Origin of the sequence: Deinococcus malanensis, assembly GCF_014647655.1 — a bacterium.
GTDB lineage: Bacteria > Deinococcota > Deinococci > Deinococcales > Deinococcaceae > Deinococcus > Deinococcus malanensis.
Window position 1 is genome coordinate 83,400 of record NZ_BMPP01000012.1, and the last position, 22,955, is coordinate 106,354.

The following is a 22,955-nucleotide window of genomic DNA, read 5'->3' on the forward strand; positions in this document are numbered from 1 at the left end:
GCAGGCTGAAGTTCTTCCCACGTGCAACGCGCGCACGCGGTCTACCCTCGGGCATGACTTCCGATGTTCAGGTGACCCACAACGCCGAGCAGAACCGGTACGAGCTGCACAAAGGCAGTGAACTGGCGGCTTTTGCCGAGTACCGGCCGGCCGGAAATGCGGTCATGCTCAGCCACACAGAAACTCGCCCCGAGTTCGAGGGGCAGGGCTTCGGATCCAGACTTGTTCAGGAAATGCTCGACACCCTTCGTGCGGAGGAGCGCCAGGTGGTGCCCATGTGTCCGTTTGTGGCCAGTTTCATCCGCGAGCACCGCGAATACGTGGATCTTGTGCAGCCGGATCAGCGCGGTGTTTTTGGACTTTGAGCGTCACCCTGATGGTGGCAGAACTGCTTCCCGGGTTCAAACAAACGTCTGTTAGGCTGGGCGGATGTGGATGCAAAAGCGGCAGGTCGGCGAGGCAGAGGCCATCAGCCTGACCGACGGTCAGTTCCGTCTTGACGGAGGGGCCATGTTCGGCACGGTGCCCAGGGTGCTGTGGGATAAGGTGGCGCCCCCGGATGAGCTCAACCGCATTACCCTACGCATCAATCCGCTGCTGATCCGGCTGGGCGGAAAGAATATCCTGGTCGAGACCGGGTTCTGGGACAGAGGCGGGGAGAAGTTCGAGGCCATGTTCGGGGTGGACCGCGACGAGACGGTCTTCCGCGGTTTGGACCATGCTGGCCTGGTGCCTGAAGACATTGATCTGGTGATCAATACCCACCTCCACTTCGATCACGCGGGCCGCAACGTGACCGCGCTGGGTGAACCCACCTTTCCGAAGGCCCGCTATGTGGTGCAGGCGCAGGAATTACACGACGCTCTGAACCCCCACGAGCGCAGCCGGGCCAGCTATATCCGCGAGTACATCGAGCCGCTTCACGACGCGGGGCTGTTTGAGGTGGTGGATGGCGAGCATGAACTGCTGCCTGGCCTGAGCGTGCTGCCGCTGCCCGGCCACAATCTGGGGCAGCAGGGCGTGGTGCTGCGCAGCGGCGGACAGACCCTGGTCTACACGGCTGACCTGCTGCCCACGACCATGCACAGTCCCACAGCGTGGGTCATCGGGTACGACCTGTACCCGGTCACCAATCTGGAAAACCGCCGCCGGTACTTTGCCGAGTGGCATGAGCAGAACGCCCTGATCTGCACGCCGCACGATCCGCAGATACCGTTCGCGCGCTTCGAGCCCAATACCAAGGGGGGCTTCCGGGCGGTGGCCGATACTCAAGGCGGTAACACCAGCAGTTGAGCCGACTGCTGTGGGGCGAGCGGAGCGAGTGACCACGACGTGCAGCGGTAGGAAGGAGTGGTCGCGAATTCACTCCTCTCGCCCATACCGGCCGCTGTCAAACATGAGGCTGGATGCATAGAGGCGCAGCGGTCCCTGCTTTCCGCTGCGCCGTTGTTCTGTGAGCAGTTTACGCCGGATGCAGGCCGGCGAATTCCAGCCCCAGGGTCTCTTCCCAGCCATGGGCGATGTTCAGGCACTGCAGGGCGTGGCCGGCGGTGCCCTTGACCAGATTGTCGATGGCGCTCATCAGAACCACGCGCCCGGTATCCACGTCCATCTCGAAGCCGATGTCGCAGTAGTTGGTGCCATCAAGCAGCATGGGGTCGGGGTAGCGGTGGATGCCCTTGGCCACCTTCACAATTCGGATAAAAGGCTCGTTGCCGTAGACTTCACGGTAGGCGCTCCAGACATCCCGGTCACTGTAGCCATCAGGAATCCAGGCATGGGCAGTGGTCAGAATGCCGCGCACGAGGGGCGTGCTGATGGCGGTCAGGTGCAGTGGGAAGTTCCCGGGCAACTCCTGCTGGGCCTCGGCCGTGTGCCGGTGCCCAACCGCCTTGTAGACCCGCAGGCTCCCGGCGCGTTCCGGGTGGTGACTGCTGTCGCTGGCACTGGCCCCTGCTGCGCTCGACCCGACCAACCCGGTGGCCACGACGTCCCTGGGTAGCAGCACGCCCAGTTTGATAAGCGGATAGAGCGCCAGGATCACACTGGTGGCAAAGCAGCCGGCGCAGGCAATCCGGGTAGCGCCGCGCAGTTCCTCACGGTGCAGTTCAGGGTTGCCGTAGACCCACTCGCCCAGTTTTTCCGGCGTGGGATGATCCTCGCCGTAGGTGGCGCGGTAGACCTCCGGGTCCTTGAGCCGGAAATCAGCCGATAGGTCCACAATGACCCGGCCCTTGGCCTCGAATTCAACAATGCGTTTGGCTGCCGAGTTGTGCGGCAGGGCCAGGACCACGATATCGGCGTCTTCCAGGGCGCCTGCCTTGATGAACTTGAGGTTGGTGCGCCCCCGCAGGTTGGGATGGACCATGCTGACCGGCAGGCCGGCGCTGCGCTCACTCGTTACCTGCGTGACCTTCAGGTTGGGATGGCCCAGGGCCAGACGCAGGAATTCTCCGCCGGCATACCCGCTGCCCCCCACGATTGCTACTGTCTTGTGCTCACTCATCGCCCCATACTCTGCGCGATAAAGTGAAGTGGTGACGTAACCTGACTGTCACTTGGCCAGAGGCAGGAGACACTATCAATTGAAAACCCGCCCTGGCCGAGGCTGGAGCGGGTGACTGTTGGCCCGGGTTCAGGCCTTGGGGGCAGCGACGCCGCCTGTGACCTTCCGGCGGGTTGTCCATTCCTCCAGGAACACCACCAGGGGCGCCACGATGTAGATGCTGCTGTACGTGCCGACCAGAATGCCGACCAGCAGAATCAGACTGAAGTCGCGCAGCACCGGTCCACCGAAAATCAGCAGGCTGATCAGTGGCAGCATGGTGCTGATGGAAGTCATGATCGTGCGCGAAAGCGTCTGGTTGATGCTGGTGTTGACGATCTGGCGGTAGGACTTGCCGCGCATTTCGCGCAGGTTCTCGCGGATACGGTCCGATACGATGATCGAGTCGTTCAGCGAGTAACCGATCAATGTCAGCAGGGCCGCCACACTGGCAATCGTGAACTCCAGGCCCAGCAGACTGAACAGGCCCAGCGCGATGGCCACGTCGTGAATGGCGGCCAGGATGCTGCCCAGGCCCATCACGAAGTCGAAGCGGAAGCCCACGTACACCAGGATCAGGCCCAGACCCAGCAGCACGGCGGCGACCGTCTTGTCGGTCAGCTCACGGCCCACGGCAGGACCCACCGTCTCGGTGGACAGCACCTGGGCGTCTCCGACCCGTCCGATGGCTGCGCTGATGGTGTTCAGTTCGGCTGTATTCAGCTGAGGAACCTTTACGGTGTACTGGGTTCCGGCCTGCCCAGGCACCACGTCACGCTGAATGGTGGCGTTCTGGGGAGAGACCTTGCCAACCCCGGCCCCCGTCACGGCCGAGCGGATCTGATCGGTGGTCACCGCCGTCGGGGCACGCACGGTCATGGTGGTTCCACTGGTGAAATCCACGCCGTAGTTCAGGCCCTTGGCGGCCAGGATGCCGGCACCGGCCAGGGCAATCAGCACCGAAGTGGTGGTCACCAGCGGAGCGGCCTTGATGAAGTCGATGGCGGTCTGCTTGATGCGGATCGGGGCGTTCATGTTGGGCCGGCGCTGGGCCAGCCACTCCATGAACCACTTGGCAAACACCAGGTTCGAGAAGGTCGAGGCGATCACACCGATGATCAGGGTCACGGCAAAGCCTTTTACTGGACCGGTGGAGTAGTTGTATAGCGCCATGGCCGAGAGCAGGTGCGCGGCGTTCACGTCGAGGATGGCGGCAGTGGAGTGCTCGTAGCCTGCCCCGATGCTGTTCTTGATGCCTTTGCCGCGCTGCAGCTCTTCCTTGATGCGCTCAAACGAGATCACGTTGCCGTCGACGGCCGCACCTATGGTCAGCACCAGACCCGCGATGCCCGGCAGCGTCAGGGTGGCCCCGAAGCCGCCCAGCATCCCCAGGATGATCACGGCGCTGAATAGCAGCCCCAGAGCGCCCACCAGACCGAACCAGAAGCCGTAGTACAGGAACAGCATCCCGAACACCAGCGCAATCCCCACCAGCGACGCAATAGCACCGCTGCGGATGGCGTCTGCGCCCAGCGTCGGCCCGATGGCCCGCTCGGCCTCGGTCTTCACCTTGATAGGCAGGGCGCCGGACTTGAGCACCAGTGCGAGCTGACTGGCTTCCTCAGCGTCGAAGTTCCCGCTGATCTGCACGTCGCGGAACAGGCGTTGCTGAATGGTCGCCACCGACTGGATCTGGTCGTCGAGCACCACGGCCATCAGCTTGTTCACGTTCTTGCCCGTAAAGTCGCCGAAGGTCTGGGCACCCTTGTCGGTGTTGGTAAAGGAGACCACCCAGCGTCCGGTCTGGGGGTCGGTGGCAGCCTGAGCGTTGGAAATAATCTCGCCGGTTGCCTGTACGGGCCCCAGCTGGTTCAGGGTGTATCCGCCCGAACGCGGGTTTTGCTGGGCCAGTTCTGGATCGGGCTGCGCGTTGTCCTGCACGATGCGGAATTCAAGGCGGGCCGTGCGCTGGATGATCTCCCGGGCCTGCTGCTGTACGGCGGGGGTGGCGCCCGGGATTTCCACCACGACGCGCTTACCCCCTGCGACCGTCACGGTCGGCTCTGCAACGCCCAACGCGTTGATGCGGTTCTCAATGACGGTCTTGACCCGGTCGAGTTCCTCTTTGGTGGCCGGACCGGATTCTGGCGCCAGTTCGATACGCAGGCCCCCCTTGAGATCCAGCCCCAGGGTCATGAACTGAAACTTGTCGTTCCACAGGCTCAGCGGCTGGTCCGGGTGCTGCCAGGGCCGCCAGATAAACAGCAGGCTGCCCAGCAGCGTGAGCAGCAGGAACAGGCCGGTCAGCAGGTTGGGCTTGCGGCCGGCGGATGCATTGCGGGGTGGTGGACGGCGGTTGGAGCCGCCGCGGTTGTTGCGGTTGTTGCTGTACGTCACTTCGAACTCCTGAACTGTAGGTGATGGGTATGGACCATGGGCGGACCACTGGGGCTCAGCCGCCGTCGGTCTGCTGCCGCCCCCACCGGGTCAGGTCCGGACGAGGCTGCCATGACACGGGCGCCACGCGGACCTGGGTCCGGGTGTGCTGTCCACGGCTCAGCCGCCACGGTTCAGGTGGAGGAGAGGCCGGCAGCGGTGTTGTAGGCACAGGTTGTGGAGCAGGGCGCAGTTCCGGCAGACCCGGAGACACACTGCCCGTGGTCATCCGCTGCGAGGCGTCCACCGTGGATACTGGCGTGCCCAGAATCACCGCCAGGACCGACAGCAGGGTCAGGACCCCGGGCAGGGCAATCAGCCGGGTCTGCCACTGCGGCGGGAGGGGTAGCCTGTCCTTCAAAGCGACACAGGATAGCAGACCGGGCCGGCCTGAATCCCGGCTCTTGGTCGCTTTCGGCGGTGCACTCGTTGTGGTCTTCGCTGCGCTGCCGGAAACAAGAGCTCGGGGCCATGACTCGCAGAGGAACGGGACATCACCACGTCCTTTCAGGACTCGATCTTTCCCGTGCTTAAACGGTCCGCCGGCACACATTCTTCTTGGACGGAACGTTGCTTCTTGTGCCGCTCCACCTAACAGGCAAGCCCATAAACTTCAGATCTCGTATAGCCCGAGTCCGTCATTACAGAGAAGGGGCGGCTCTCCATTCCGGAGAGCCGCCCCTTCTACTGCAGGAACCTCAGGCCTGTTCTACCTCGACCATCTCGCTGGCTTCGATGATGTCGCCTTCCATCACATCATTCCAGTCGAGGTTGATACCGCACTCGTAGCCGGTCTGCACTTCACGGACATCATCCTTGAAGCGCTTGAGGCCCACGATCGTGCCTTCGTAGACCGTCTGCTTGCCACGGGTAACCTTGGCCTTGGCGTTGCGGCGGAACATGCCGTCGGTCACGTAGGAGCCGGCGATATTGCCGCTCTTGGGGTGACGGATGACCATACGGACCTCGGCGCGGCCCAGGTACCGCTCCTCGAACACGGGCTCGACGTTGCCCTTGATCAGGCGGTCCACCTCGTCGATCAGTTCGTAGATGATCCGGTAGGACTTGATGTCCACGCCCTTGTTCTCGGCCATCTTGGTGACGCTGCCCGAGGGCGTGACGCTGAAGCACAGGATGGTGGCCTCGGCGGTGCTGGCCAGCAGGACGTCGCCTTCGGTAGGAGCGCCGATGCCGGCGAGCATCACGTTGATCTTGACGTCCTCGCCTTCCTTGCGCGCCAGGATGCCCTGCAGGGCTTCAACGCTGCCCTGGGTGTCGGCGCGCAGGACCAGATTGACCGTCCGCACCTCACCGATGGGCCCCATGATGTCTTCCAGGGTGCGCTGGGTCCGGCGACGGTCACGGGCGTTCTCCTCGTCACGGCGGACATCCGCGCGGGCGGCAATCACGTCGCGGGCGGCGTGCTCGTTCTTGGCGCTCTGGACCTTTTCGCCGCTGGAGGGCACTTCGCTGAAGCCGAGGACCTGTACTGGGGTACTGGGGCCAGCTTCCTTGATGCGCCCACCTGCCGAGTCGGTCATGGCCTTGATCTTGCCGTAGTTCTCGCCGACGACCAGGAAGTCCCCCACGTGCAGGGTGCCTTCCTGAACCATTACCGTGGCCAGCACACCAGCCTGGCGGTCCACCTTGCCTTCGATAATCACGCCGCTGAACGCACCTTTGGGATCTGCGCGCAGGTCCTCAAGCTCGGCGGTCAGGCTGATGTACTCCAGCAGGTCCTCGACGCCCTCACCGGTTTTGGCACTTACAGGCACGACGACCAGGTCACCGCCGTACTCTTCCGGCACGAGATTCAGCTGGGTCAGGTCAGTCTTGACGCGCTCGGCGTCGGCCTGGGGAAGGTCGACCTTGTTGATGGCCACGATCATCGGCACCTTGGCCGCCTGAGCGTGCGCAATGGCTTCGCGCGTCTGCGGCATCAGCGAGTCGTCGGCGGCGATGACGATAATCGCTATATCCGCCACGTTCGCGCCGCGTGCGCGGATGGTGGTGAAGGCCTCGTGACCCGGCGTGTCGATGAACACGATCTTGCCCTTGCTCGTCTTGGCTTCGAAGGCCCCGACGTGCTGGGTGATGCCGCCGGCTTCCTTGGCTGCCACGCGGGTCTTGCGGATGTAGTCCAGGAGGCTGGTCTTGCCGTGGTCGACGTGACCCATGATCGTCACGACCGGCGCGCGGTGGGGGATTTCCCGAGCGGCGGGCTCGGGCGTGGCGGCGGGACTGGCGACCGGCTCGGCCACGGCCTGTGCCGACTGCCCAGCGGACGATTGCGCCTGGGAGGGTTGGGGCTGAGCCGCCTGGGTCTGGGCAACTGGTGCAGGCTGAGCCGGGGAAGGCTGCGTAGAAGCCGCCAGGGGTGCTGCGGGCTCGGAAGCCGCTACAGGCGTTTCGGTCACCGGAGTGCTGTCCGGAGCTTGGGCCGCAGGGGCGCTTTCGTCGTCCAGAATCTGCTTGATCAGATCAACGGTCTCTTCTTCGATGGTGCTGCTGACGCTCTTGTAGGCGACGCCCAGACCATCGAGGATTTCGAGCATCCTGGCGTTCTCGACACCAAGATCCTTGGCTAGGGTGTAAATACGGACTTTCGACATGGCTCACCTCCGGTGAGTCCCGCGCCAGGCTGGTCCCATGTGGGGTCAGCGGGCGGCGGGAAAAAAGATCAGTCGGTCATGGGCTGATTCGTCTGGGTGGATTGAAACCGTCTGGCGAGCAGCGCCGAGACCTCCGGCGCCTGCGGACCAAAGGCCCGTCGAAGGCGTTTGTCCTGCCAGCAGTTGGGAGAGTCGGAACACACGTACGCGCCTCGGCCGGTCCGGTTGCCGGTCTGCTCCTGCCAGCGCCCTTCGATCCGCGTCAGGCGAACAAATTCACCCTGGGGGCGTCGGGTCCGGCAGGCCACGCACGTCCGTTCGGGAACGTGTCGCTCGCGTGGGTATCCGGCTGGCGCGGCGCTCATGTAGCCTTACTCCTGCGTGTCGTCCGGGCTGGCGGTGGCCACCGACTTGCTGTCCTTGAACAGCGCGTCGAAGGCAGACCGGGCAGTGTCGTCGGTGTCACGACCATCCTGGTCGTCCTGCAGAGCCTGCTGCATGGCGGCGTCCAGGTCGCTGATGGCTGCCGTTTCGCGCAGGTCGATTTTGAAGCCGGTCAGCTTGGCCGCCAGACGCACATTCTGTCCGCCCTTGCCGATGGCCAGCGACAGCTGGTCGGGCGTAACAGTCACAGTCGCCTCACGGCGGTCAGGCTGAACTTCGATGAGCCCCACCTTGGCCGGGGACAGGGCGTTGCGGATGAACTCGCGGGTATTGGCGTCCCACAGAATCACATCCACGCGCTCGCGGCCCAGTTCGCCGGTGACCGCCTGAATGCGGTTGCCGCGGTGCCCGATGCACGCGCCGATGGGATCGACGTTGCTGTTGTGCGAGAACACGGCGACCTTGCTGCGCTGGCCGGCCTCGCGCGAAATGGCCTTGACCTCAACGATGCCGTTGGCGACTTCGGGAATTTCCTGCTTGAGCAGGTAGTCCAGCAGCCGCTCATCGGCGCGGCTGGCCAGGATGGTCGGTCCCTTGGGTGTCTTGCGGACTTCCTTCAGGTAGATCTTGACGCGATTGCCAGGGGTGAGCTTCTCGCCGGGGATCTGCTCACGCGGCGGCAGGATGGCCTCACCGGCGCCCAGTTCCACGAACCAGTTGCCCTTGTTGTCGCTGCGGACAACCTGTGCGGTCAGCACCTGGCCTTCGCGGTCCTTGTACTCGTTGAACACGACGTTGCGCTCGGTTTCGCGCATCTTCTGGGTCAGGGTCTGCTTGGCGGCCTGCAGCGCGATGCGCGAGAACTTCTCGCGGTCCACCGGGAACTCCATTTCCATGCCGATCTCGACGCCGGGGTCGAGTTCCAGTGCGTCGGCCAGCGAAATCTGCAGATGCTCGTCCTCGACCTTCTCTACAACCTCACGCACGACCAGCACTTCCAGTTCGCCGCTCTGGGGGTCAAGGTGAACTTCGATGCGCTTGTCGGGCTCCACGTTGCGCGTGTAGGCCTGGGCCAGAGACTGTTCGAAGGCCTCGATCAGCTGCAGTTCGTTGATGTTGCGGGCCTGCGCGACTTCACGCAGCGCGTCCGCAAAATTGATCTCGGGTTGGGTCATCTCACTCTTCCTTTGTGGGGTCTGTCGGGGCAGCCGCTCAGCGGTGCCGGTCCGGGAACTCGGCCAGGTTGGCCTGCACGGCACTGGCAGAGACGGTCACGTCCTGGCCACTGACATCGAAGGTCACCTGATCGCCGCTGACCGCCTTGATAGGCGCGGTAAAGGCGTGGCCCTCGCCGCGGACCCGGGCCTTGAGCCCCAGCATGCGCTCAAAGTGCCGGGCGCGCGTCAGGGGCCGCTTGGACCCGGGCGACTCGAATTCCAGGCGGTATTCACCGGCCACCGGGTCCAGACGGTCGAACTCGGCCTCGGCGGCGCGGCTGGCTTTGGTCAGGTCCTCCATGGTGACGGGCTGTTCGTCAAGCCGGTCGACCCGGACCAGCACGATTTTTTCTCCGCCCTGTGTCTGCACCTGTACTTCCAGCACCTCGAAGCCCAGAGGCTCCACGGCCGCGTGGGCGATCTGCTGCAGGGTTGAATTGTCGGTTGTGTTGTTATTCATATTGTTTCGGCCACAGTCGTGCTGGCCTTTAAACCACCCCCCTCCACGAAAAAAGGTGGGACACCTGCCCACCCTCTTCCAGAGGAATTCTGCTCCCCAGTATACCCGAAGGCGCCGATCAGACGGGGATCGCCTCACAAAGGGCCGCGCCCGTTCCGTTTCGAGCTGACCCAGCCGACTTCCAGGCTACTTCTGTACGTCGATGACGATCTGGCCGTCGTGCAGCCGCGCGATCTCCGCGACCGGTGGGCCTTCGGCGCGGCGCATGTTGCTCAGGCTGCTGCCTTCCGGAGCGCGGGCCACCGCGTCTCCGATGCGAATCTGGGTGCTGGCGATCGGGCGGGCCCAGACGATCGCCTTGGCATGACCGCCCTGGCCGGCGTGGGCAATCCCCCGCAGGGCCCCCACCACAATCACGTCGCCACTGGCCACGATTTCGGCCCCTGGATTCACGTCGCCAAGCACAATCACGCTGCCGGGGTACTCGCCACGGAAACCGGCACGGACCGTGTGCGGCACGATCTGTGTGCGGGAACTGACCACCAGGGTGCCAGGAGTAACTTCACTGGCCGGACCCGGCACGGTCACCCGTGGCGCCCGGATGCGTCCAGGGGTGCCGCCTGCCGCACGGATAGCCTGAAGTGCAGCTTCCAGGGCACCTGGGTCGGTGTCGCCCTGCACTTCGAGGGTGACGTGTGAGGCCAGCAACTCGGTACGGACTGACAGCAACTCGGTCACACTTTCAGCGGTATCACCCGGTTCGAGTAGGAGATTCAGACCACCCAGTGTGCCGCGCAGCTTCATGAACCTCACTGTAGCGTCACCTGCCGTCTCCCGGACCATGCCAGACAGGGGTGAAGAAATGATGCGTAAACAGTGGCCTGGGTCATGGTGTAAACTGCCAGTCATGCCTTTTGAGGAGATTACCCTTGGTGCAGCTTGATTCCGGTGCGGTCGCAGAGGGCCGTATCACGCGCGTAACAGACTTTGGCGCGTTTATTCAGTTCGAGAACGGCGAGACGGGCCTGGTGCACATCTCGCAGATTGCCCATTCGTTTGTGCGTAACATCCACGACCACGTTCGCGAAGGCGAGACGGTGGAAGTCAAGGTGCTTGGCCGCGACGAACGGGGCCGTCTCGACCTGTCGATCAAGGAACTCCTTGAAGAGCCCGAGGAAATTCCGCGTCCGCGTGCGATTGGGCGTCAGAGCCCTCAGTTTGAGGCCAAACTGCGCTCCTTTATGCGCGACGCCAAAGAACGCACCACTGCTGGGGGCGGCAAGAAACCGGCCACCAAGCGCAAGAAGTAAGCAGCCCCCAACAGCACCCGGACGCTTGCGCCGGGTGCGTTTTTCTGGCATATGGGGGGAGCGTCAAGGCCGGGGAGCCGTTTTTAACCGTCACGTAACCCGCGCCCGCCACACTGCTCAGCATGAAACGCTCCCTCTCGCTGCTGCTTGTTACTGGTGCCCTTGCCCTGGGATCTTTCGTGGGGTATCAGGCCAACGAACGTCAGAACAGTCCTGCGCAGACCGCATCAGTCACCACGGGCACGTCGCCGCAGGGCCAGATGGTGCCGGCAGCAAGCCGGCAGGCTCCCTTCGACCAGACCCGTGCCCGTACCGAGTCCGAAACCAACACCGTACAGGTCGTCAAGGACCGCCAGGACGGACTGGTGTACATCAGCGTCACCGAAAGCAGCACGGGAAGCGAGCAGGCTCAGCTTCGTCAGCGTCTGCAAGAGCAGTTCGGCCTGCCGGACCTTCCTGGGGGGGACGGCTCAAGGAGCGGCACAGGGAGCGGATTTTTCGTCGGTGCTGCGGGCGACATCATTACCAACAACCATGTGGTCGAGGGAGCCAGTGAGATCACAGTCCGCCTCCACGGCAGCAAGCAGACTTACAATGCCAAAGTTATCGCCCGTGCCCCGGACTTTGACCTGGCCCTTATCCGGGCCGAAGGGGTCCCCAAGGAAGACATTCAGGCCCTGCCGCTGGGGGACAGCTCAAAGCTCGATGTCGGCCTCAAGGCCATTGCCATGGGCGCGCCGTTCGGACTGGACTTCAGTGTCTCCGAGGGCATCATCAGCAGCCTGGAGCGCACCGTGCCAGTCGGAACCAAGCAGGTCAACCAGCAGGTGATTCAGACCGACGCGGCGATCAATCCGGGCAACAGTGGGGGGCCGCTTCTGAACAGCGCTGGGGAAGTTATCGGCGTCAATACCCAGATTCTGACGGGCGGCATTGGCCAGAGCGCTGGCGTCGGGTTCGCTATCCCCATCAACACGGTGAAAAAGTTGCTGCCCCAGTTGCAGGCCGGAAAAGGAGGCGTGATCCGCACGCCCACCCTGGGAATTCAGTTCACGGACCTGAGTGCCCTGACCGACGAGGAGCGCAAGAAGTATCAACTTCCTCCCAGCGGGGCGCTGCTTCAGCAGGTATACCCGAACAGTCCTGCAGCGCGCGCTGGACTGAAGGCTGGCAGCGAAGCAGGCACGGTCTCGGGAGAAAGCGACAGGAGCGAGCGGATTGCCACGGACGGCGACATCATTACGGCTGTCGATGGTCAGGCAATCAGTGAGGGCGACGACTTGCGGCGCGCGGTGATCGGCAAGCAGATCGGGGACAGCCTGACCCTGACGGTGCGGCGCGGAAGCCGGACCCGTGAGGTAACAGTTCAGCTTCAGGCCTTCGATTTCCCGCAGCAGGGTGCACAGGAGTAAAACCGCTTGAGATGAAGAATGCCCCGGGGAGGTGCCCGGGGCTTCTCTTAAGGTGTTCCCGCGCTGTGGGGACCTTAATCCGGCTTCCTGTGCCGTATCGGCCTGGAATCGGTGTATCCCCGTTTCTACTGCTGGTTGGAAGTCCCCACCCCTTCTGCGAACAAGGGGCCCAGATCGGTCATACGCCCGGTCGGCTCAGGCGAACTCAGCGTGTAACTTCCGAACACCTGAAGGAATTCCATGTGTGACAGGGCCCGGGTCTGGCCAGTCGGGCCGGTGGCCTGCACCTGATCGCCCCGTGAGGTCAGGTGGTATTCGCCCAGTGCACGTACGGTAGCCTTGCGGCCACGGCCGGAGAACAGCAGCGCTGTCACGCGGTATTCACGCCCCCCGCGGGTCATCAGAAACGACAGTAGTTCAGAGGGCGCCAGCATCCGGCGCGGAGCATAGCAGGGAAGGCGGGCCGGATGCGATCAACCAGCACGGGTGAGGACAGCACGCCTCCTTACCCGTCAGGTTAGGACACCACTGTTCCGGCACCCTCAAGCGCGGCCGTCACCGGCTGCCCGGCCCGGGCGTCCCCGAAGATGACCCGCCTCACACCTCCCTGGACTGCCTCGGCAGCCCCCAGAACCTTTTTCTTCATGCGGTCCTGCGCGAATTCCAGGTAGTCCTCTACATTGCCAGCCGGAATCTCACGGATCAGGCTGCTTTCGTCCGGATAGGCACGCAGGAGTCCTGGCACATTCGAGAGCAACAGCAGCGCGTCTGCCTTCAGGGCCACGGCAAGGGCAGCCGCGGCGCGGTCCCCGTCCACGTTTATGGCCACACCCTCATAGCTGGCCGCAGGTGGGGTTAGCACCGGCAGGTAGCCCGCACCCAGGAGAAGTTCGATCAGGCCGGTGTTCACCTTCTCGACGGTGCCGGTATGGTCACCGCGCAGCACCTTGACCTTGCCGTTTTCAACGGCCCTCACGCTGTCCTTGTGACGGCCCTCGAAGATCCGCCCGTCGAGACCCGAGAGTCCGACCGCGTTGATGCCCAGCCGCTGTAACCGCTCGACGATGCCCTTGTTCATTTTGCCGCAGTACACCATCTCGAAGATTTCCAGTGTCTCGCGGTCGGTAAACCGGGAAGTGTAGCCGCTGGGACTGGTCACAAAGCGCGGGGGATGGCCCAGAGCTTCGGCGATGCGGTTGGTTTCGCCACTTCCACCGTGTACCAGCACGAGGCGCTCACCGGCCTTCCAGCGGGTGGCAAGGTCGGCGCAGACAGCGTCGTAGTCGATTCCGGCGCTTCCGCCGACTTTCACGATGATCATGGCGAGATCTTAGCGTATGATAAAAAATAAAGTCAATTAGTTATCAAATGTAAAACTGCATCGCAAAGTGGAGCCCTCCAAGCAGGACCCCGGCCATGATCCATGCCAACGCGATACGCCGGAAGGTCCGCTGATACGTGGCCTTCCTGGTTTTGTGGCGAAATATCTGCTGGGCGGCAAGCGAACCCGCCCAGCCTCCCCAGGTTTCCAGCCGGTGCAGGTTTCTCTCGGGAATACGCTGGCCCGGCTGTGCAGCCAGACGCTTGTCATGTCCCATGGCAACGAAGGCAACCAGGCCCCAGACGACCTGCCACGCCACGAACAGGCGCGCCGCCATATCCAGGAACCCGGTGCTCCAGACCGTGTCCGTCACTGCATCGTGCGCGGCAGCTGATCGGTCGGCAGGATCTTTCGAGGCTCACGGAATTCGATGTTCTCCCACTCGCCTTCCTCGATCACCTGCAAATTTGGATTGAGCACGCGGAAATGCTCGACCACGGCCTGCACCAGATCGTCCGGCGTGCTGGCCGCGCTGGTGATACCCACGGAGCAGACGCCGCTCAGGTCCAGCCCGCCCAGATCCGCTACAGTCTCAAGGCGCTCGGCCCGGCCGCACAGGTCGCGCGCCAGCTCCAGCAGCCGCATTCCATTGCTGCTGTGCGTGCTGGTCAGTACCAGGAAGGTGTCTACCATTGGCGCGATTGCTTTGACTGCGTCCTGACGGTTCTTGGTGGCGTAACACAGGTCCTCGCTGGGAGGAACCACCAGCGCCGGAAAGCGGGCCTTCAGCACGTCAACTGTACGGCGTGTGTCGTCCACGCTGAGGGTCGTCTGGGTGAGCACAACCACGCGTGACGGGTCAGGAACCTCTACCGTGTGCGGGTCGTTGAGCCCCGAACCTTCCTTGTGCGCCTGCCCGAGAACCCCCACCAGAATGGTGTGGTTGGGCGCTTCTCCGCGCGTCCCGATTACCTCCTGATGCCGGGCGCTGTCGCCAATCAGCAGGATGGTATATCCCTCGCGGGCGTATTTCTTGGCCTCGGTATGAACCTTGGTGACCAGCGGGCAGGTCGCGTCGATGGTGGCCAGGCCCAGCTGCCGGGCGCGTTCACGGACCACCGGACTGATGCCGTGGGCACTGAAGATGACCGTTTCGCCACTGTCGGGCAGCGCATTTATGGTGTCGAGGTCCTCGACAAAGTGGACCCCGCCCCCTGCGCGCAGCCGCTCGACCACCGTGTGGTTGTGGACGATGGAGTGGTACACCGTAACTGGTTTGTCCTCGGTGCGCGCCGCCTTTTCCACCGCCTGAATGGCCATGACCACGCCCGCGCAAAAGCCGCGAGGTTTGGCCAGATGAATGCGCTCGATCATGCCAGACAGTGTAGGGGAGAGCCCCCCGTTAAAAAGCGAGAGGAGCGGGGCTTGCATGGTCTTTGCCCTGCCATGTTGGAATTACCTTTTCATGGGTAGTGAAGAGCCCTTGCCCGGCTGTACCTTGGACAAAGCCCTGGCTGCACATATCGACTGGAGCGACGTGAGCGTCCTTCAGCGGATCAATCCACGACGGTAAAGCCCAGTTTATCGGCCTGATCCACGAAAAAATTGATGTTCTCACTGAGGGTCTGCGGGCCCAGGCTCTTGCGGTCGTGCTCACCGGTGGCCGCGATGATCAGGGTCTCTGCCAGACAGGCCGGCACCGCGCCTTCCCCAAACTGGAGGTCGATGTTGCTGGTCATGCCACCAGGCGGGCGGACCACACCACCGGGAATGATGCGCACACCAGGGACCTTTTCGACGCTCTCATCCACGTCGGCCGGGCGGCCCTCATCGAAAATCCAGGCGCCGGGTTTGACGTGCTGCGGAAAAATCACCGGGTTGGGGTCGCTGGTCGCGCTGAAGATCAGGTCCGCTTCCTTGAGGGTGTCGTAGCTGGTGGTCGTGACGATCTCGGTGTCTTTGTTGGCCCGGCGCAGGGTGGCGGCACTGCGTTCTAGGCGCTCCATGTCGCGTCCGATCATGATCAGGCGACCGACCTGGGGCGCGATGGTCCGCGCGATCCCGAAGGCAACGACCCCGTTTGCGCCGACGATCCCAGCGGTGGCAGCCTTGAGGTCCCGCCCGGTCTCCTGGAAATGTAGCAGGATGCCTGGAATAGCGGCCTTGATGGTTCCCGAGGTGTAGGCGCCGCCGTTGGTGACGGTGATTTCTGGCACCGCTGCCTGTACGTCTACCCCCTTGTTGCCTACCACTGACCAGAAAGCACCCAGGCCAAAGACCTCGGCGCCCAGTTCATGAGCCAGACGCGCCCCCTCGATGGCGCGCTGGGTCGCCAGTTCCGGCTGGTCGCGGAACACGTCGGGGAGCAGCGGGCTCGACAGTAGGTAACAGCGGATGGCCTTGCCATCAGCCGTGCGGATGCCGCGCAGTTCCCCCACCTTCATGGGACGCAGCCTCTCGGCCATCTGCCGGACACTGACCTCACTGACCACGCCACGTTCCACCAGGGGCCGCAACCACGCAAAGCGCTGGGCAGACCAGAAGTTTTCCAGGGTCATGGGGTGAATCATGAACGCCGCCACGACCTCGTCGCTGCGTTTGCCGGCCAGCGGCACCTCGTCGCCGAAGCGCGGCTCCGTGCCGTCCAGGATGCGGCCCAGGTTTTCCTTGAAGCGCCAGGTGGCCGTCACCAGCAGCCCCAGCGCCGCCAGCCGGGCGGGGACTCCCACCGGCACCACCAGCATGGCCAAAGTAAAGGCCAGCAGCCCACCCAGCGTCGCGGTGCTGACAAAACCCCAGTAGCCGGTCAGGCCCGCATAGACCAGCACGGGCAGCAGGGCCACCCAGAAAGGCACAGCGTCCGTGACGGGCAGGGCCGCCAGGGTCCCCAGCAGCACCAGGTTGCCCCGACCGCGGGGTGCGGTGTTGCCGAACAGAGCCCGTGGCGGGTTGAGATGACCCAGATAGGCCGCCAACGCTGCCAGGACCGTCAGGTCCGGTCGCTGAAGGCTGGACGCCATCAGTACGGCAGTGAAACCCTTGAAAAAATCCAGTGATGCCGAAGCGAAAGCGAGTCCTGGACCAACGCGCCTCAGTACGTTCTCGACACCCAGGTTGTGGGCGTTGTTGAGCCGGACGTTGATGCCCGCGCGGGTCAGCAGCGCGTGACCTACGGGAACGCTCCCCACAAGAAAAGCCACCAGCAGGAGAAGCGCGGACAGAAACAACATGCCGGGCATTCTAGACCAGCTGCGCCGGCAGGCAGCGGGTGTTCAGAGCGTAGGCACGCGTCTACCGGTTACAGCTCATCGTCTGGTGGTTTACAGGTCGTGGGCGTGATCCTGTTCCCAGACCAGATCGCGCAGAACCCAGCCACTGCCGGGAAAACGCAGCCCGAGGCGCAGTTCCCCGAGCAGGTATTCACGCACTGCATGCACGTCCAGGCCGGCTTCGACCAGATCCCCGAGGTTGCGTTCGCCGTCCAGCTCCCGGGCTACGGGATGCAGGTTGGCGCGCTGTCCTGCGGGCATCATGCGCAGACCGTACCAGGCGAAGCGGTCAACCGGCTCCATGCGGCCCTCACGCACGGCGTCGGTGACGAGCTGGGCCACCTCGAAGAGAGGAACTTCGGACTCGCGCGACGCGGCGCGGATGCTCAGCCCATCTTCCCGGTCGAACAGGCCCATTTCACCTCGGAAGTAGCGGCTCGGGCTGCCGATCACGGCACACAGCGTTTCCCACTCGTCACTGGCACGCGCCCAGTCGGTGGTGAAGTGCTCATAGGGGCCCATGGGCGTGCCCGTGACCTCGCGAGGCACGAACTGAAAGGACCCGGACTCGGGCAGCAGAGGCGCCGCCTGAAGGGCCTCACGACCCATCCAGTCGATGATGCCTCCAGCGACGATCTCGCCCTGCTGGAAGGCCACCGTAAACGGCACATTCGTCTGCACGTCCAGGACGCCGGTCTGACGGGTGGCATGCACCAGTTCCAGCACGCCCAGGAGCGGAAGATCAGTCAGCAAACCCTGCATTGCCGCCTAGCCTAGCACCCGGCAGGGACCCCGGAAAGCCGGTCGCTGTCGGGGGTACTCTGTGGGTGGGTCAGATCGGCCCACGCTCCCCCCAGTTGCGACGCTACATCCGTGGCGCTCAGACCGTAGCCGTGAAGCTGACCGGCTCGCTCGCCAGCCCGTGCATGCAACCGGACCCCCGCCACAGCCGCCTGCACCGGAACCAGACCCTGACCCAGCAACGATGCCAGGATGCCGGACAGGGTGTCTCCCATTCCCGCGCTGGCCATACCCGGATGCCCCCCGCAGGCGACACTCAGGCCGCCTGAATGTGCAATCACGCTGGGCCCGCCCTTGAGCACGACCACTCCGCCGAGCCGCTCCTGCAGGGTCCGGGCGGCATCCAGCGGATGGCGGGTGAGCTCTGGGGTCGACGTGTCCAGCAGGCGGGCGGCTTCACCGGGATGGGGGGTCCACACGCATAAGTCGTGCCCCAGGCCAGTCAGTTCCGGTTGCAGGGCGTCGGCGTCCAGAACGGTGGGAATATTCCAGGCCAGCACCTCGCGCGCGACCCTGGCAGCGTCCGGACCCAGACCCATGCCCACCGCCACGGCGTCGGGGCGGCGGGTGCCGAAGCTCCTGAACGCCGCGTCCCACGCCTCATGTCGGTGCATCATCAGTTCCGGCATCACCAGCGGGACATCGGCGGTCGAATGCACAGTGACCAGTCCAGCCCCAGCCCGCAGGGCGCCGGCACCAGCCAGTGACGCCGCCCCCACGGTTCCCGGATGACCGCCCAGGACCCAGACGTGCCCAGCCGTTCCTTTGTGCGCGTCGTTGCGGCGCACCGGCAGCATGGCTCCCACCTCACGGTCACTGGGGCGCACCGCCAGGGCCTGCTCCTGCACCCAGGGCGCTGGAACCGTCAGGGCCACGAGGGTCACGGCTCCGGCGCGCGCCGCCGCTTCTCCGAACATCAGCGCTGGCTTCCACCCCATCAGGGTCACGGTGCGATGTGCGTGGACCGACAGCCCGGCAGCCTGGGCGCTGTGGGCATCCAGGCCACTGGGGATATCGATACTCAGGACCGGGCAGTGCGCCGCATTGATGATGTGGATCAGCTCGTCGAGCGGAGCGCGCAGAGGCGGAGCAAATCCGGTGCCGAGGAGGCCATCGACCAGCACAGCGGCGTCTTGGGCGGACCGGTGCAGCGCCGCTGGGCGGAGCGGGCGGCACTGCACACCCACGGCCTGCAGGCGGCGCCGGTTGAGCTGTGTCAGCCGGTGACGGGCCGGCAAGGCCAGAACCTCGACCTCACGGCCCTGTACATACAGGTGTCTGGCGGCCACCAGCGCGTCGCCACCATTGGCACCAGTGCCGGCCAGCAGCAGCACGCGACCGGCAGGAACCTGCTGCTGAACCTCACCGGCTACAGCTGCCCCGGCTTCTTCCATAGCCAGGTCCAGCAGCCCGGCGCTCTCCAGACGCCGGTCCACTGCGGCGGCCTGCGCGGCCGTGAGTACATATGCAGGCATTCTGTGCCGCTTCTCCGGTCAGCCGCCGGCCGAGCGCATCAGAAGCACCACAGCCAGAACCAGGACCACCAGGAACACCCAGCGCATGTTCCTGAGTACCGGACTGCGGGTAAACTGCTCTTTCATGTCCGCCCGCGTGTCTTCCTGAGAACGCCTGACGCTCAGGCGTTGTCCCCGCCGGATGGCTGCCACCGACTCGCTGACCTTGCCCTGGCGGCGCAGCGCCACCCCGAGGTTATGGTGCCCGCCGTCATAGTCGGGGTTCAGGTCTATGACCTCGCGGTAGCGCTTTTCGGCGCTGACCAGATCGCCAGCTTCCAGGTCCAGATTTCCCAGGTTGGTCAGCGCCCGGTAGTGCCTGGGATCGGCCTGCAGGGCCTCTTCCAGCCGCATGCGGCCCTGATCGGCGTCTCCCAGCAGGGCACTCAGGATGCCCTGCATATTCAGCGCCTCAGCACGTGTCAGCGGATGGGACAGCGCGGGTGCCAGGCCCGTGGCCAGTGCGGCCGGGTCGGTCTCCTTCTGCAGGCCGTCGAGCCCCGCGAGTGCGGTTTCCAGAAGCTCTGGCGGCGCGGCGAGACGGACCACCTCGCGCTCCGGGGCCTGAACGGGAGCTCTGCCCAGGGCCTCGCGGTAGCCGTCCAGGGTGCCTCGGGCCTTGGAATAGCGGCGGGCACGAATCTGTTCCTGAAACCCGGTCAGCAGTTCAAGCGCTTCCTGGACGTCCACGTCCATCTGCTGGGCTCGGGCGACCTGCGCAGCACGCCCCCATTCACCGGCCCGTACCAGTGCCCCCAGGGTCAGGGGTGGAGCAGGCGGTGCTGATTCCAACAGTTCAGGTGAGTTCTGGGCAGCGGGAAGGGGCCCGCTCTGCCCGGAACGGACGGGGTCACTCATGGCGGAGAGTATACTGACGCGCCCAACTGGCCGCCGTACCGCCTGCCCATTGTGAGCCGTGTCTCTGGTTCGTTGTGCATGCCACGACTACCCAGGCACACCTTTCCCCTGACTTCTGCTGGAGACCCCGTGACCCTGCCTGATCCTGCTTCATCTACCACCGACCCTGCTGCCGAAACAAAAGAGGCGCCGCTGTACTCGCCTGCGCGGGTCCGTGAACTGCTGAACAGGCATGGGCTGAAACCCACCAAAAGCCTGGGGCAGAATTTTCTGATCGATGGGAACATTCTGCGGGCCATCGCTGAGGCTGGCGGGGCACAGCCAGGCGCTCATATTCTCGAGGTTGGCCCGGGGCTGGGCGTGCTGACCCGTGAAATTGCCTCGCGCGGCGCCCATGTCACGGCCCTGGAAAAGGATGAGCGGCTGCGCCCGGCTCTGGCCGAAACGCTTGCGGGGCTGGATGTGGAGCTGGTCTGGGGCGACGCACTGGACTTCGACTATGCCAGCCTGCCCGAGGGCACCCGCGTGATCGCCAATCTCCCGTACTACATCACGGGGGTGCTGCTCTCGCGCTTCATGCATGCGCCCGGGATCGTGTCTGCGACGGTGCTGGTGCAAAAAGAGGTGGGCCAGCGCCTTGCTGCCCGGCCCGGCGAAGATGCGTACGGCTTTCTGAGTGCGCTGGCGGCCCTGCACGGCAGCGTCCGGCATGTCAGGGACGTTCCCAAAGGCGCGTTTTTGCCGGCGCCGGACGTGACCAGCAGCGTGATCCGGCTGGACTTTGACCGCAGCCGGCCGGCCCCTGAAGCTGCCCTCCTGAAGTTCGTGGAAGGTGCCCTGCACCACCGCCGCAAGACCCTGCGCAATAACCTGCGCATGATCGGACATGAGGGAGCCGCCATTGACGCGGCCCTGGGCACGGTCGGCCTGCGTCCGGATGTGCGTGCCGAGGACGTGCCGCTGAGCGGACTTGAAGGCGTGGCACGGCACCTGGGCGTGGTACGGTAACAGCCAAGAATCCCGATCCGCCTGCCTAACCCTGAATGTGTGGGCCGCGCCGCCGGCCCGGAGGACCATGTGAAGTTCTACGTTATCGGTGATGTCACCGTCGACCACCTGTACCACCTAGACCGCCTTCCCGCCCCCGGCGAGGAAGTCGCTCCCCTACGCGCCAGCATGGAGCCGGGTGGCGCCGGCGGAACCATCAGCGTGACCCTGGCGCGACTTGGGCACACCGTGACCCTGGCCGCCCGTGTGGGTGCCGATCCGTTTGCCGAGTACGCCCTGAGTCACGTTCGCCAGACCGGCGTCAGTGAAAGCGCCATTCAGCGCGACCCGGAAGTGCTGACCAGCACCATTACGGTCATGCAGACCGCAACTGGTCAGCGCGCCATGATCAGTGACGGCGCGGCCAACCGCCTGCTTGATCCGGCCAAGCTCAAGAAAAAGGATGTCGAAGGCGCCGACGCCCTGATCGTCAGTGCCTACAGCCTGACCGAAGGTCCCCAGCGTGAGTACGCCAGCAAGGCCATTGACCTGGCCCGGGGCGCCAAGAGCCCGGTTCCGGTCTTTATCGATCTGGGAGCCGGCGCGGTCAACCGGGCCGGGACGAGCCTGCTCGGCAGCGTGATCCAGGCCGACTACCTGATGCTCAACCAGCACGAACTGCTGGCCCTGACCGGAACCAACAGCATCAGCGCGGCCCTGGCCCAGCTCGGCAGCCAGGGTGCCCAGCGGGTGATTGTCAAGGTCGGCAAGATGGGTTCGATCGTCTGGACCCCTACCGAAACGGAACTGGTGGACGCCGTTGCGTTGGAGGAAAATCTGGTCGATTCCACCGGAGCCGGCGACACCTTCACCGGGGCCTTTGCCCACGCCGTGATGACCGGAGCGTCGCTGGCCGAAGCGGCGCGCGCAGCTAACGCGGCCGGCGCCCTTTCGGTGACCAGTTTCGGGGCCCAGGAACGGCCTATTACCCCGGCGGACCTGGCTCAGGTGCTCAAGAAGTAAGGTTGGCGCTACCCCAGTGACAGCGAGGTGATCCTGCCCAGGACCACCTCGCTGCTACATGACCCGGCTCTGAAACACCATCACCTCGCTGTGGGTGTCCAGGGGCCCCCCCTGAAAGCTGCCGGTGACCTTGGGCGACTCGAATCCCGCGAAGCGCAGCAGCCATTCGACCTCGTAGCGCGTGTAGTACCGCTGGGTCAGGGTGTAGTGCTGCCGGGTCAGGCAGCCATCCGGCTGGGTGGTGTCCACGTGGTACTCGGTGGTGATGTGCTGCCGGGCCTTGTCGTGCCGCTGGACCAGAAAGACGTCACGGCGCGACCCGTCCGGGGCGTGAAACGTTTCGCCTTCATGGCGCAGGGTATTCATCTTCCCGAAGCGTGGCACGTACAGGTCAAACACGAAGGGGGTGCCGGGTGCAGCGTGGGCCCGCAGGTTTTCCAGGGCCTGCAGCTGCTCATTGGGCGTGTACAGGTGCATCAGGGCATTAAACGGGGCAATCAGCAGGGAAAACTGCTCGTCCAGCCGGAAAGTGCGCACGTCGCCCTGCACAAACTGTGACTGGAGCCCGTCATGCGCAGCCCGGTTCCGGGCGCGCTCGATCATGCGGGCACTGGGCTCCAGGCCAACGACATCCACCCCTTTTCGGGCCAGGAACGTGGTCACCCGTCCGGTGCCGGCCCCGACTTCCAGGACCTTTCCTCCCGCCCGCTGTGCCACGCCGGCATAGAAGTGCAGGTCGTCCCGGTAAAGGTCGTACTGGTGGTCGTACAAGTCGGCGAACTGGTCGTAATTCACGTGCGTCAGTA

At 64.4% G+C, this 22,955-nt stretch carries 23 protein-coding genes; 6 read left to right on the forward strand and 17 right to left on the reverse strand.

What is annotated here, in order from left to right; genetic code table 11:
- Positions 1-53 precede the first annotated feature (53 nt).
- Together IEY49_RS14230 and IEY49_RS14235 are read left to right on the forward strand one after the other, a co-directional pair.
- Positions 54-365: a GNAT family N-acetyltransferase gene (locus IEY49_RS14230; protein WP_189009985.1), complete on the forward strand. Its 312-nt coding sequence runs from the start codon at positions 54-56 to the stop codon at positions 363-365.
- Between the two features lie 64 nt (positions 366-429).
- Complete coding sequence (locus IEY49_RS14235; protein ID WP_189009986.1) at positions 430-1,293, forward strand: MBL fold metallo-hydrolase; 864 nt, start codon at positions 430-432, stop codon at positions 1,291-1,293.
- Positions 1,294-1,462: 169 nt separating this feature from the next.
- Here IEY49_RS14235 and argC read toward each other — a convergent pair whose 3' ends face one another.
- The 8 genes from argC to IEY49_RS14275 all read right to left on the reverse strand — a co-directional run bounded on the left by argC (position 1,463) and on the right by IEY49_RS14275 (position 10,458).
- Positions 1,463-2,506, reverse strand: a complete 1,044-nt coding sequence (gene argC / locus IEY49_RS14240) for an N-acetyl-gamma-glutamyl-phosphate reductase (RefSeq protein WP_189009987.1) — start codon at positions 2,504-2,506, stop codon at positions 1,463-1,465.
- 129 nt (positions 2,507-2,635) lie between these two features.
- Positions 2,636-4,942: a protein translocase subunit SecD gene (secD, locus tag IEY49_RS14245; protein WP_189009988.1), complete on the reverse strand. Its 2,307-nt coding sequence runs from the start codon at positions 4,940-4,942 to the stop codon at positions 2,636-2,638.
- A gap of 55 nt (positions 4,943-4,997) precedes the next feature.
- Positions 4,998-5,342 (reverse strand): hypothetical protein, encoded by a 345-nt coding sequence (locus IEY49_RS14250; RefSeq protein WP_189009989.1) that lies wholly within the window; start codon positions 5,340-5,342, stop codon positions 4,998-5,000.
- A 337-nt stretch (positions 5,343-5,679) separates the two neighbouring features.
- A complete protein-coding gene (gene infB, locus IEY49_RS14255) occupies positions 5,680-7,593 on the reverse strand; it encodes a translation initiation factor IF-2 (protein WP_189009990.1) in 1,914 nt (637 codons plus the stop codon).
- A 68-nt stretch (positions 7,594-7,661) separates the two neighbouring features.
- On the reverse strand, positions 7,662-7,958 hold the full coding sequence (locus IEY49_RS14260; RefSeq protein ID WP_189009991.1) for a YlxR family protein: 297 nt from the start codon (positions 7,956-7,958) through the stop codon (positions 7,662-7,664).
- 6 nt (positions 7,959-7,964) lie between these two features.
- The gene (gene nusA / locus IEY49_RS14265; protein ID WP_189009992.1) at positions 7,965-9,152 is read right to left on the reverse strand and encodes a transcription termination factor NusA; all 1,188 of its coding nucleotides are present in this window, start codon (positions 9,150-9,152) and stop codon (positions 7,965-7,967) included.
- Between the two features lie 37 nt (positions 9,153-9,189).
- Positions 9,190-9,654 carry a ribosome maturation factor RimP gene (rimP, locus tag IEY49_RS14270; RefSeq protein ID WP_189009994.1) on the reverse strand — a complete coding sequence of 155 codons (465 nt, stop codon included), beginning with the start codon at positions 9,652-9,654 and terminating at the stop codon, positions 9,190-9,192.
- 186 nt (positions 9,655-9,840) lie between these two features.
- Positions 9,841-10,458, reverse strand: a complete 618-nt coding sequence (locus tag IEY49_RS14275) for a septum site-determining protein MinC (protein WP_189009996.1) — start codon at positions 10,456-10,458, stop codon at positions 9,841-9,843.
- Positions 10,459-10,583: 125 nt separating this feature from the next.
- Here IEY49_RS14275 and IEY49_RS14280 point away from each other — a divergent pair, with 125 nt between their 5' ends.
- Both IEY49_RS14280 and IEY49_RS14285 read left to right on the forward strand, forming a co-directional pair.
- Positions 10,584-10,964, forward strand: coding sequence for a S1 RNA-binding domain-containing protein (locus IEY49_RS14280; RefSeq protein WP_189009998.1), 381 nt, complete (start codon positions 10,584-10,586; stop codon positions 10,962-10,964).
- A gap of 122 nt (positions 10,965-11,086) precedes the next feature.
- Positions 11,087-12,376: a S1C family serine protease gene (locus IEY49_RS14285; protein ID WP_189010000.1), complete on the forward strand. Its 1,290-nt coding sequence runs from the start codon at positions 11,087-11,089 to the stop codon at positions 12,374-12,376.
- A gap of 125 nt (positions 12,377-12,501) precedes the next feature.
- On the opposite strand, the gene IEY49_RS14290 is transcribed toward IEY49_RS14285, so the two are convergent.
- The 8 genes from IEY49_RS14290 to IEY49_RS14325 form a co-directional block, all read right to left on the reverse strand.
- Positions 12,502-12,810 (reverse strand): hypothetical protein, encoded by a 309-nt coding sequence (locus IEY49_RS14290; protein WP_189010002.1) that lies wholly within the window; start codon positions 12,808-12,810, stop codon positions 12,502-12,504.
- A gap of 83 nt (positions 12,811-12,893) precedes the next feature.
- Positions 12,894-13,697: a [LysW]-aminoadipate kinase gene (locus IEY49_RS14295; RefSeq protein WP_189010004.1), complete on the reverse strand. Its 804-nt coding sequence runs from the start codon at positions 13,695-13,697 to the stop codon at positions 12,894-12,896.
- A 43-nt stretch (positions 13,698-13,740) separates the two neighbouring features.
- A complete protein-coding gene (locus IEY49_RS14300) occupies positions 13,741-14,034 on the reverse strand; it encodes a DUF1294 domain-containing protein (RefSeq protein ID WP_189010006.1) in 294 nt (97 codons plus the stop codon).
- A 32-nt stretch (positions 14,035-14,066) separates the two neighbouring features.
- Entirely contained in the window at positions 14,067-15,071 is a 1,005-nt protein-coding gene (gene ispH / locus IEY49_RS14305) for a 4-hydroxy-3-methylbut-2-enyl diphosphate reductase (RefSeq protein WP_189010008.1), read from the reverse strand.
- 182 nt (positions 15,072-15,253) lie between these two features.
- Positions 15,254-16,927, reverse strand: coding sequence for a glycerol-3-phosphate acyltransferase (locus tag IEY49_RS14310; protein ID WP_189010010.1), 1,674 nt, complete (start codon positions 16,925-16,927; stop codon positions 15,254-15,256).
- Positions 16,928-17,017: 90 nt separating this feature from the next.
- Positions 17,018-17,728, reverse strand: coding sequence for a DUF4388 domain-containing protein (locus IEY49_RS14315; protein WP_189010012.1), 711 nt, complete (start codon positions 17,726-17,728; stop codon positions 17,018-17,020).
- An 11-nt stretch (positions 17,729-17,739) separates the two neighbouring features.
- Positions 17,740-19,242 carry an NAD(P)H-hydrate dehydratase gene (locus IEY49_RS14320; protein WP_189010014.1) on the reverse strand — a complete coding sequence of 501 codons (1,503 nt, stop codon included), beginning with the start codon at positions 19,240-19,242 and terminating at the stop codon, positions 17,740-17,742.
- A gap of 18 nt (positions 19,243-19,260) precedes the next feature.
- Positions 19,261-20,139, reverse strand: coding sequence for a tetratricopeptide repeat protein (locus IEY49_RS14325; RefSeq protein WP_189010016.1), 879 nt, complete (start codon positions 20,137-20,139; stop codon positions 19,261-19,263).
- Positions 20,140-20,268: 129 nt separating this feature from the next.
- Here IEY49_RS14325 and rsmA point away from each other — a divergent pair, with 129 nt between their 5' ends.
- Together rsmA and IEY49_RS14335 are read left to right on the forward strand one after the other, a co-directional pair.
- Positions 20,269-21,147, forward strand: coding sequence for a 16S rRNA (adenine(1518)-N(6)/adenine(1519)-N(6))-dimethyltransferase RsmA (gene rsmA / locus IEY49_RS14330; protein WP_189010017.1), 879 nt, complete (start codon positions 20,269-20,271; stop codon positions 21,145-21,147).
- A 69-nt stretch (positions 21,148-21,216) separates the two neighbouring features.
- A complete protein-coding gene (locus IEY49_RS14335; RefSeq protein ID WP_189010018.1) occupies positions 21,217-22,149 on the forward strand; it encodes a carbohydrate kinase family protein in 933 nt (310 codons plus the stop codon).
- A gap of 54 nt (positions 22,150-22,203) precedes the next feature.
- On the opposite strand, the gene IEY49_RS14340 is transcribed toward IEY49_RS14335, so the two are convergent.
- Positions 22,204-22,944 carry a class I SAM-dependent methyltransferase gene (locus IEY49_RS14340; protein ID WP_189010019.1) on the reverse strand — a complete coding sequence of 247 codons (741 nt, stop codon included), beginning with the start codon at positions 22,942-22,944 and terminating at the stop codon, positions 22,204-22,206.
- Between the last annotated feature and the right edge of the window lie 11 nt (positions 22,945-22,955).

Bases quoted from the DNA above. Each gene is read 5' to 3' on its own strand.
- IEY49_RS14275 (WP_189009996.1), bottom strand. From the start codon at position 10,458: ATGAAGCTGCGCGGCACACTGGGTGGTCTGAATCTCCTACTCGAACCG.
- IEY49_RS14325 (WP_189010016.1), bottom strand. From the start codon at position 20,139: ATGAGTGACCCCGTCCGTTCCGGGCAGAGCGGGCCCCTTCCCGCTGCC.
- argC (WP_189009987.1), bottom strand. From the start codon at position 2,506: ATGAGTGAGCACAAGACAGTAGCAATCGTGGGGGGCAGCGGGTATGCC.
- ispH (WP_189010008.1), bottom strand. From the start codon at position 15,071: ATGATCGAGCGCATTCATCTGGCCAAACCTCGCGGCTTTTGCGCGGGC.
- IEY49_RS14260 (WP_189009991.1), bottom strand. From the start codon at position 7,958: ATGAGCGCCGCGCCAGCCGGATACCCACGCGAGCGACACGTTCCCGAA.
- nusA (WP_189009992.1), bottom strand. From the start codon at position 9,152: ATGACCCAACCCGAGATCAATTTTGCGGACGCGCTGCGTGAAGTCGCG.
- IEY49_RS14230 (WP_189009985.1), top strand. From the start codon at position 54: ATGACTTCCGATGTTCAGGTGACCCACAACGCCGAGCAGAACCGGTAC.
- IEY49_RS14290 (WP_189010002.1), bottom strand. From the start codon at position 12,810: ATGCTGGCGCCCTCTGAACTACTGTCGTTTCTGATGACCCGCGGGGGG.
- IEY49_RS14320 (WP_189010014.1), bottom strand. From the start codon at position 19,242: ATGCCTGCATATGTACTCACGGCCGCGCAGGCCGCCGCAGTGGACCGG.
- IEY49_RS14285 (WP_189010000.1), top strand. From the start codon at position 11,087: ATGAAACGCTCCCTCTCGCTGCTGCTTGTTACTGGTGCCCTTGCCCTG.
- rimP (WP_189009994.1), bottom strand. From the start codon at position 9,654: ATGAATAACAACACAACCGACAATTCAACCCTGCAGCAGATCGCCCAC.
- IEY49_RS14315 (WP_189010012.1), bottom strand. From the start codon at position 17,728: ATGCAGGGTTTGCTGACTGATCTTCCGCTCCTGGGCGTGCTGGAACTG.
- IEY49_RS14295 (WP_189010004.1), bottom strand. From the start codon at position 13,697: ATGATCATCGTGAAAGTCGGCGGAAGCGCCGGAATCGACTACGACGCT.
- IEY49_RS14300 (WP_189010006.1), bottom strand. From the start codon at position 14,034: ATGGCGGCGCGCCTGTTCGTGGCGTGGCAGGTCGTCTGGGGCCTGGTT.
- infB (WP_189009990.1), bottom strand. From the start codon at position 7,593: ATGTCGAAAGTCCGTATTTACACCCTAGCCAAGGATCTTGGTGTCGAG.
- IEY49_RS14310 (WP_189010010.1), bottom strand. From the start codon at position 16,927: ATGTTGTTTCTGTCCGCGCTTCTCCTGCTGGTGGCTTTTCTTGTGGGG.
- IEY49_RS14235 (WP_189009986.1), top strand. From the start codon at position 430: ATGTGGATGCAAAAGCGGCAGGTCGGCGAGGCAGAGGCCATCAGCCTG.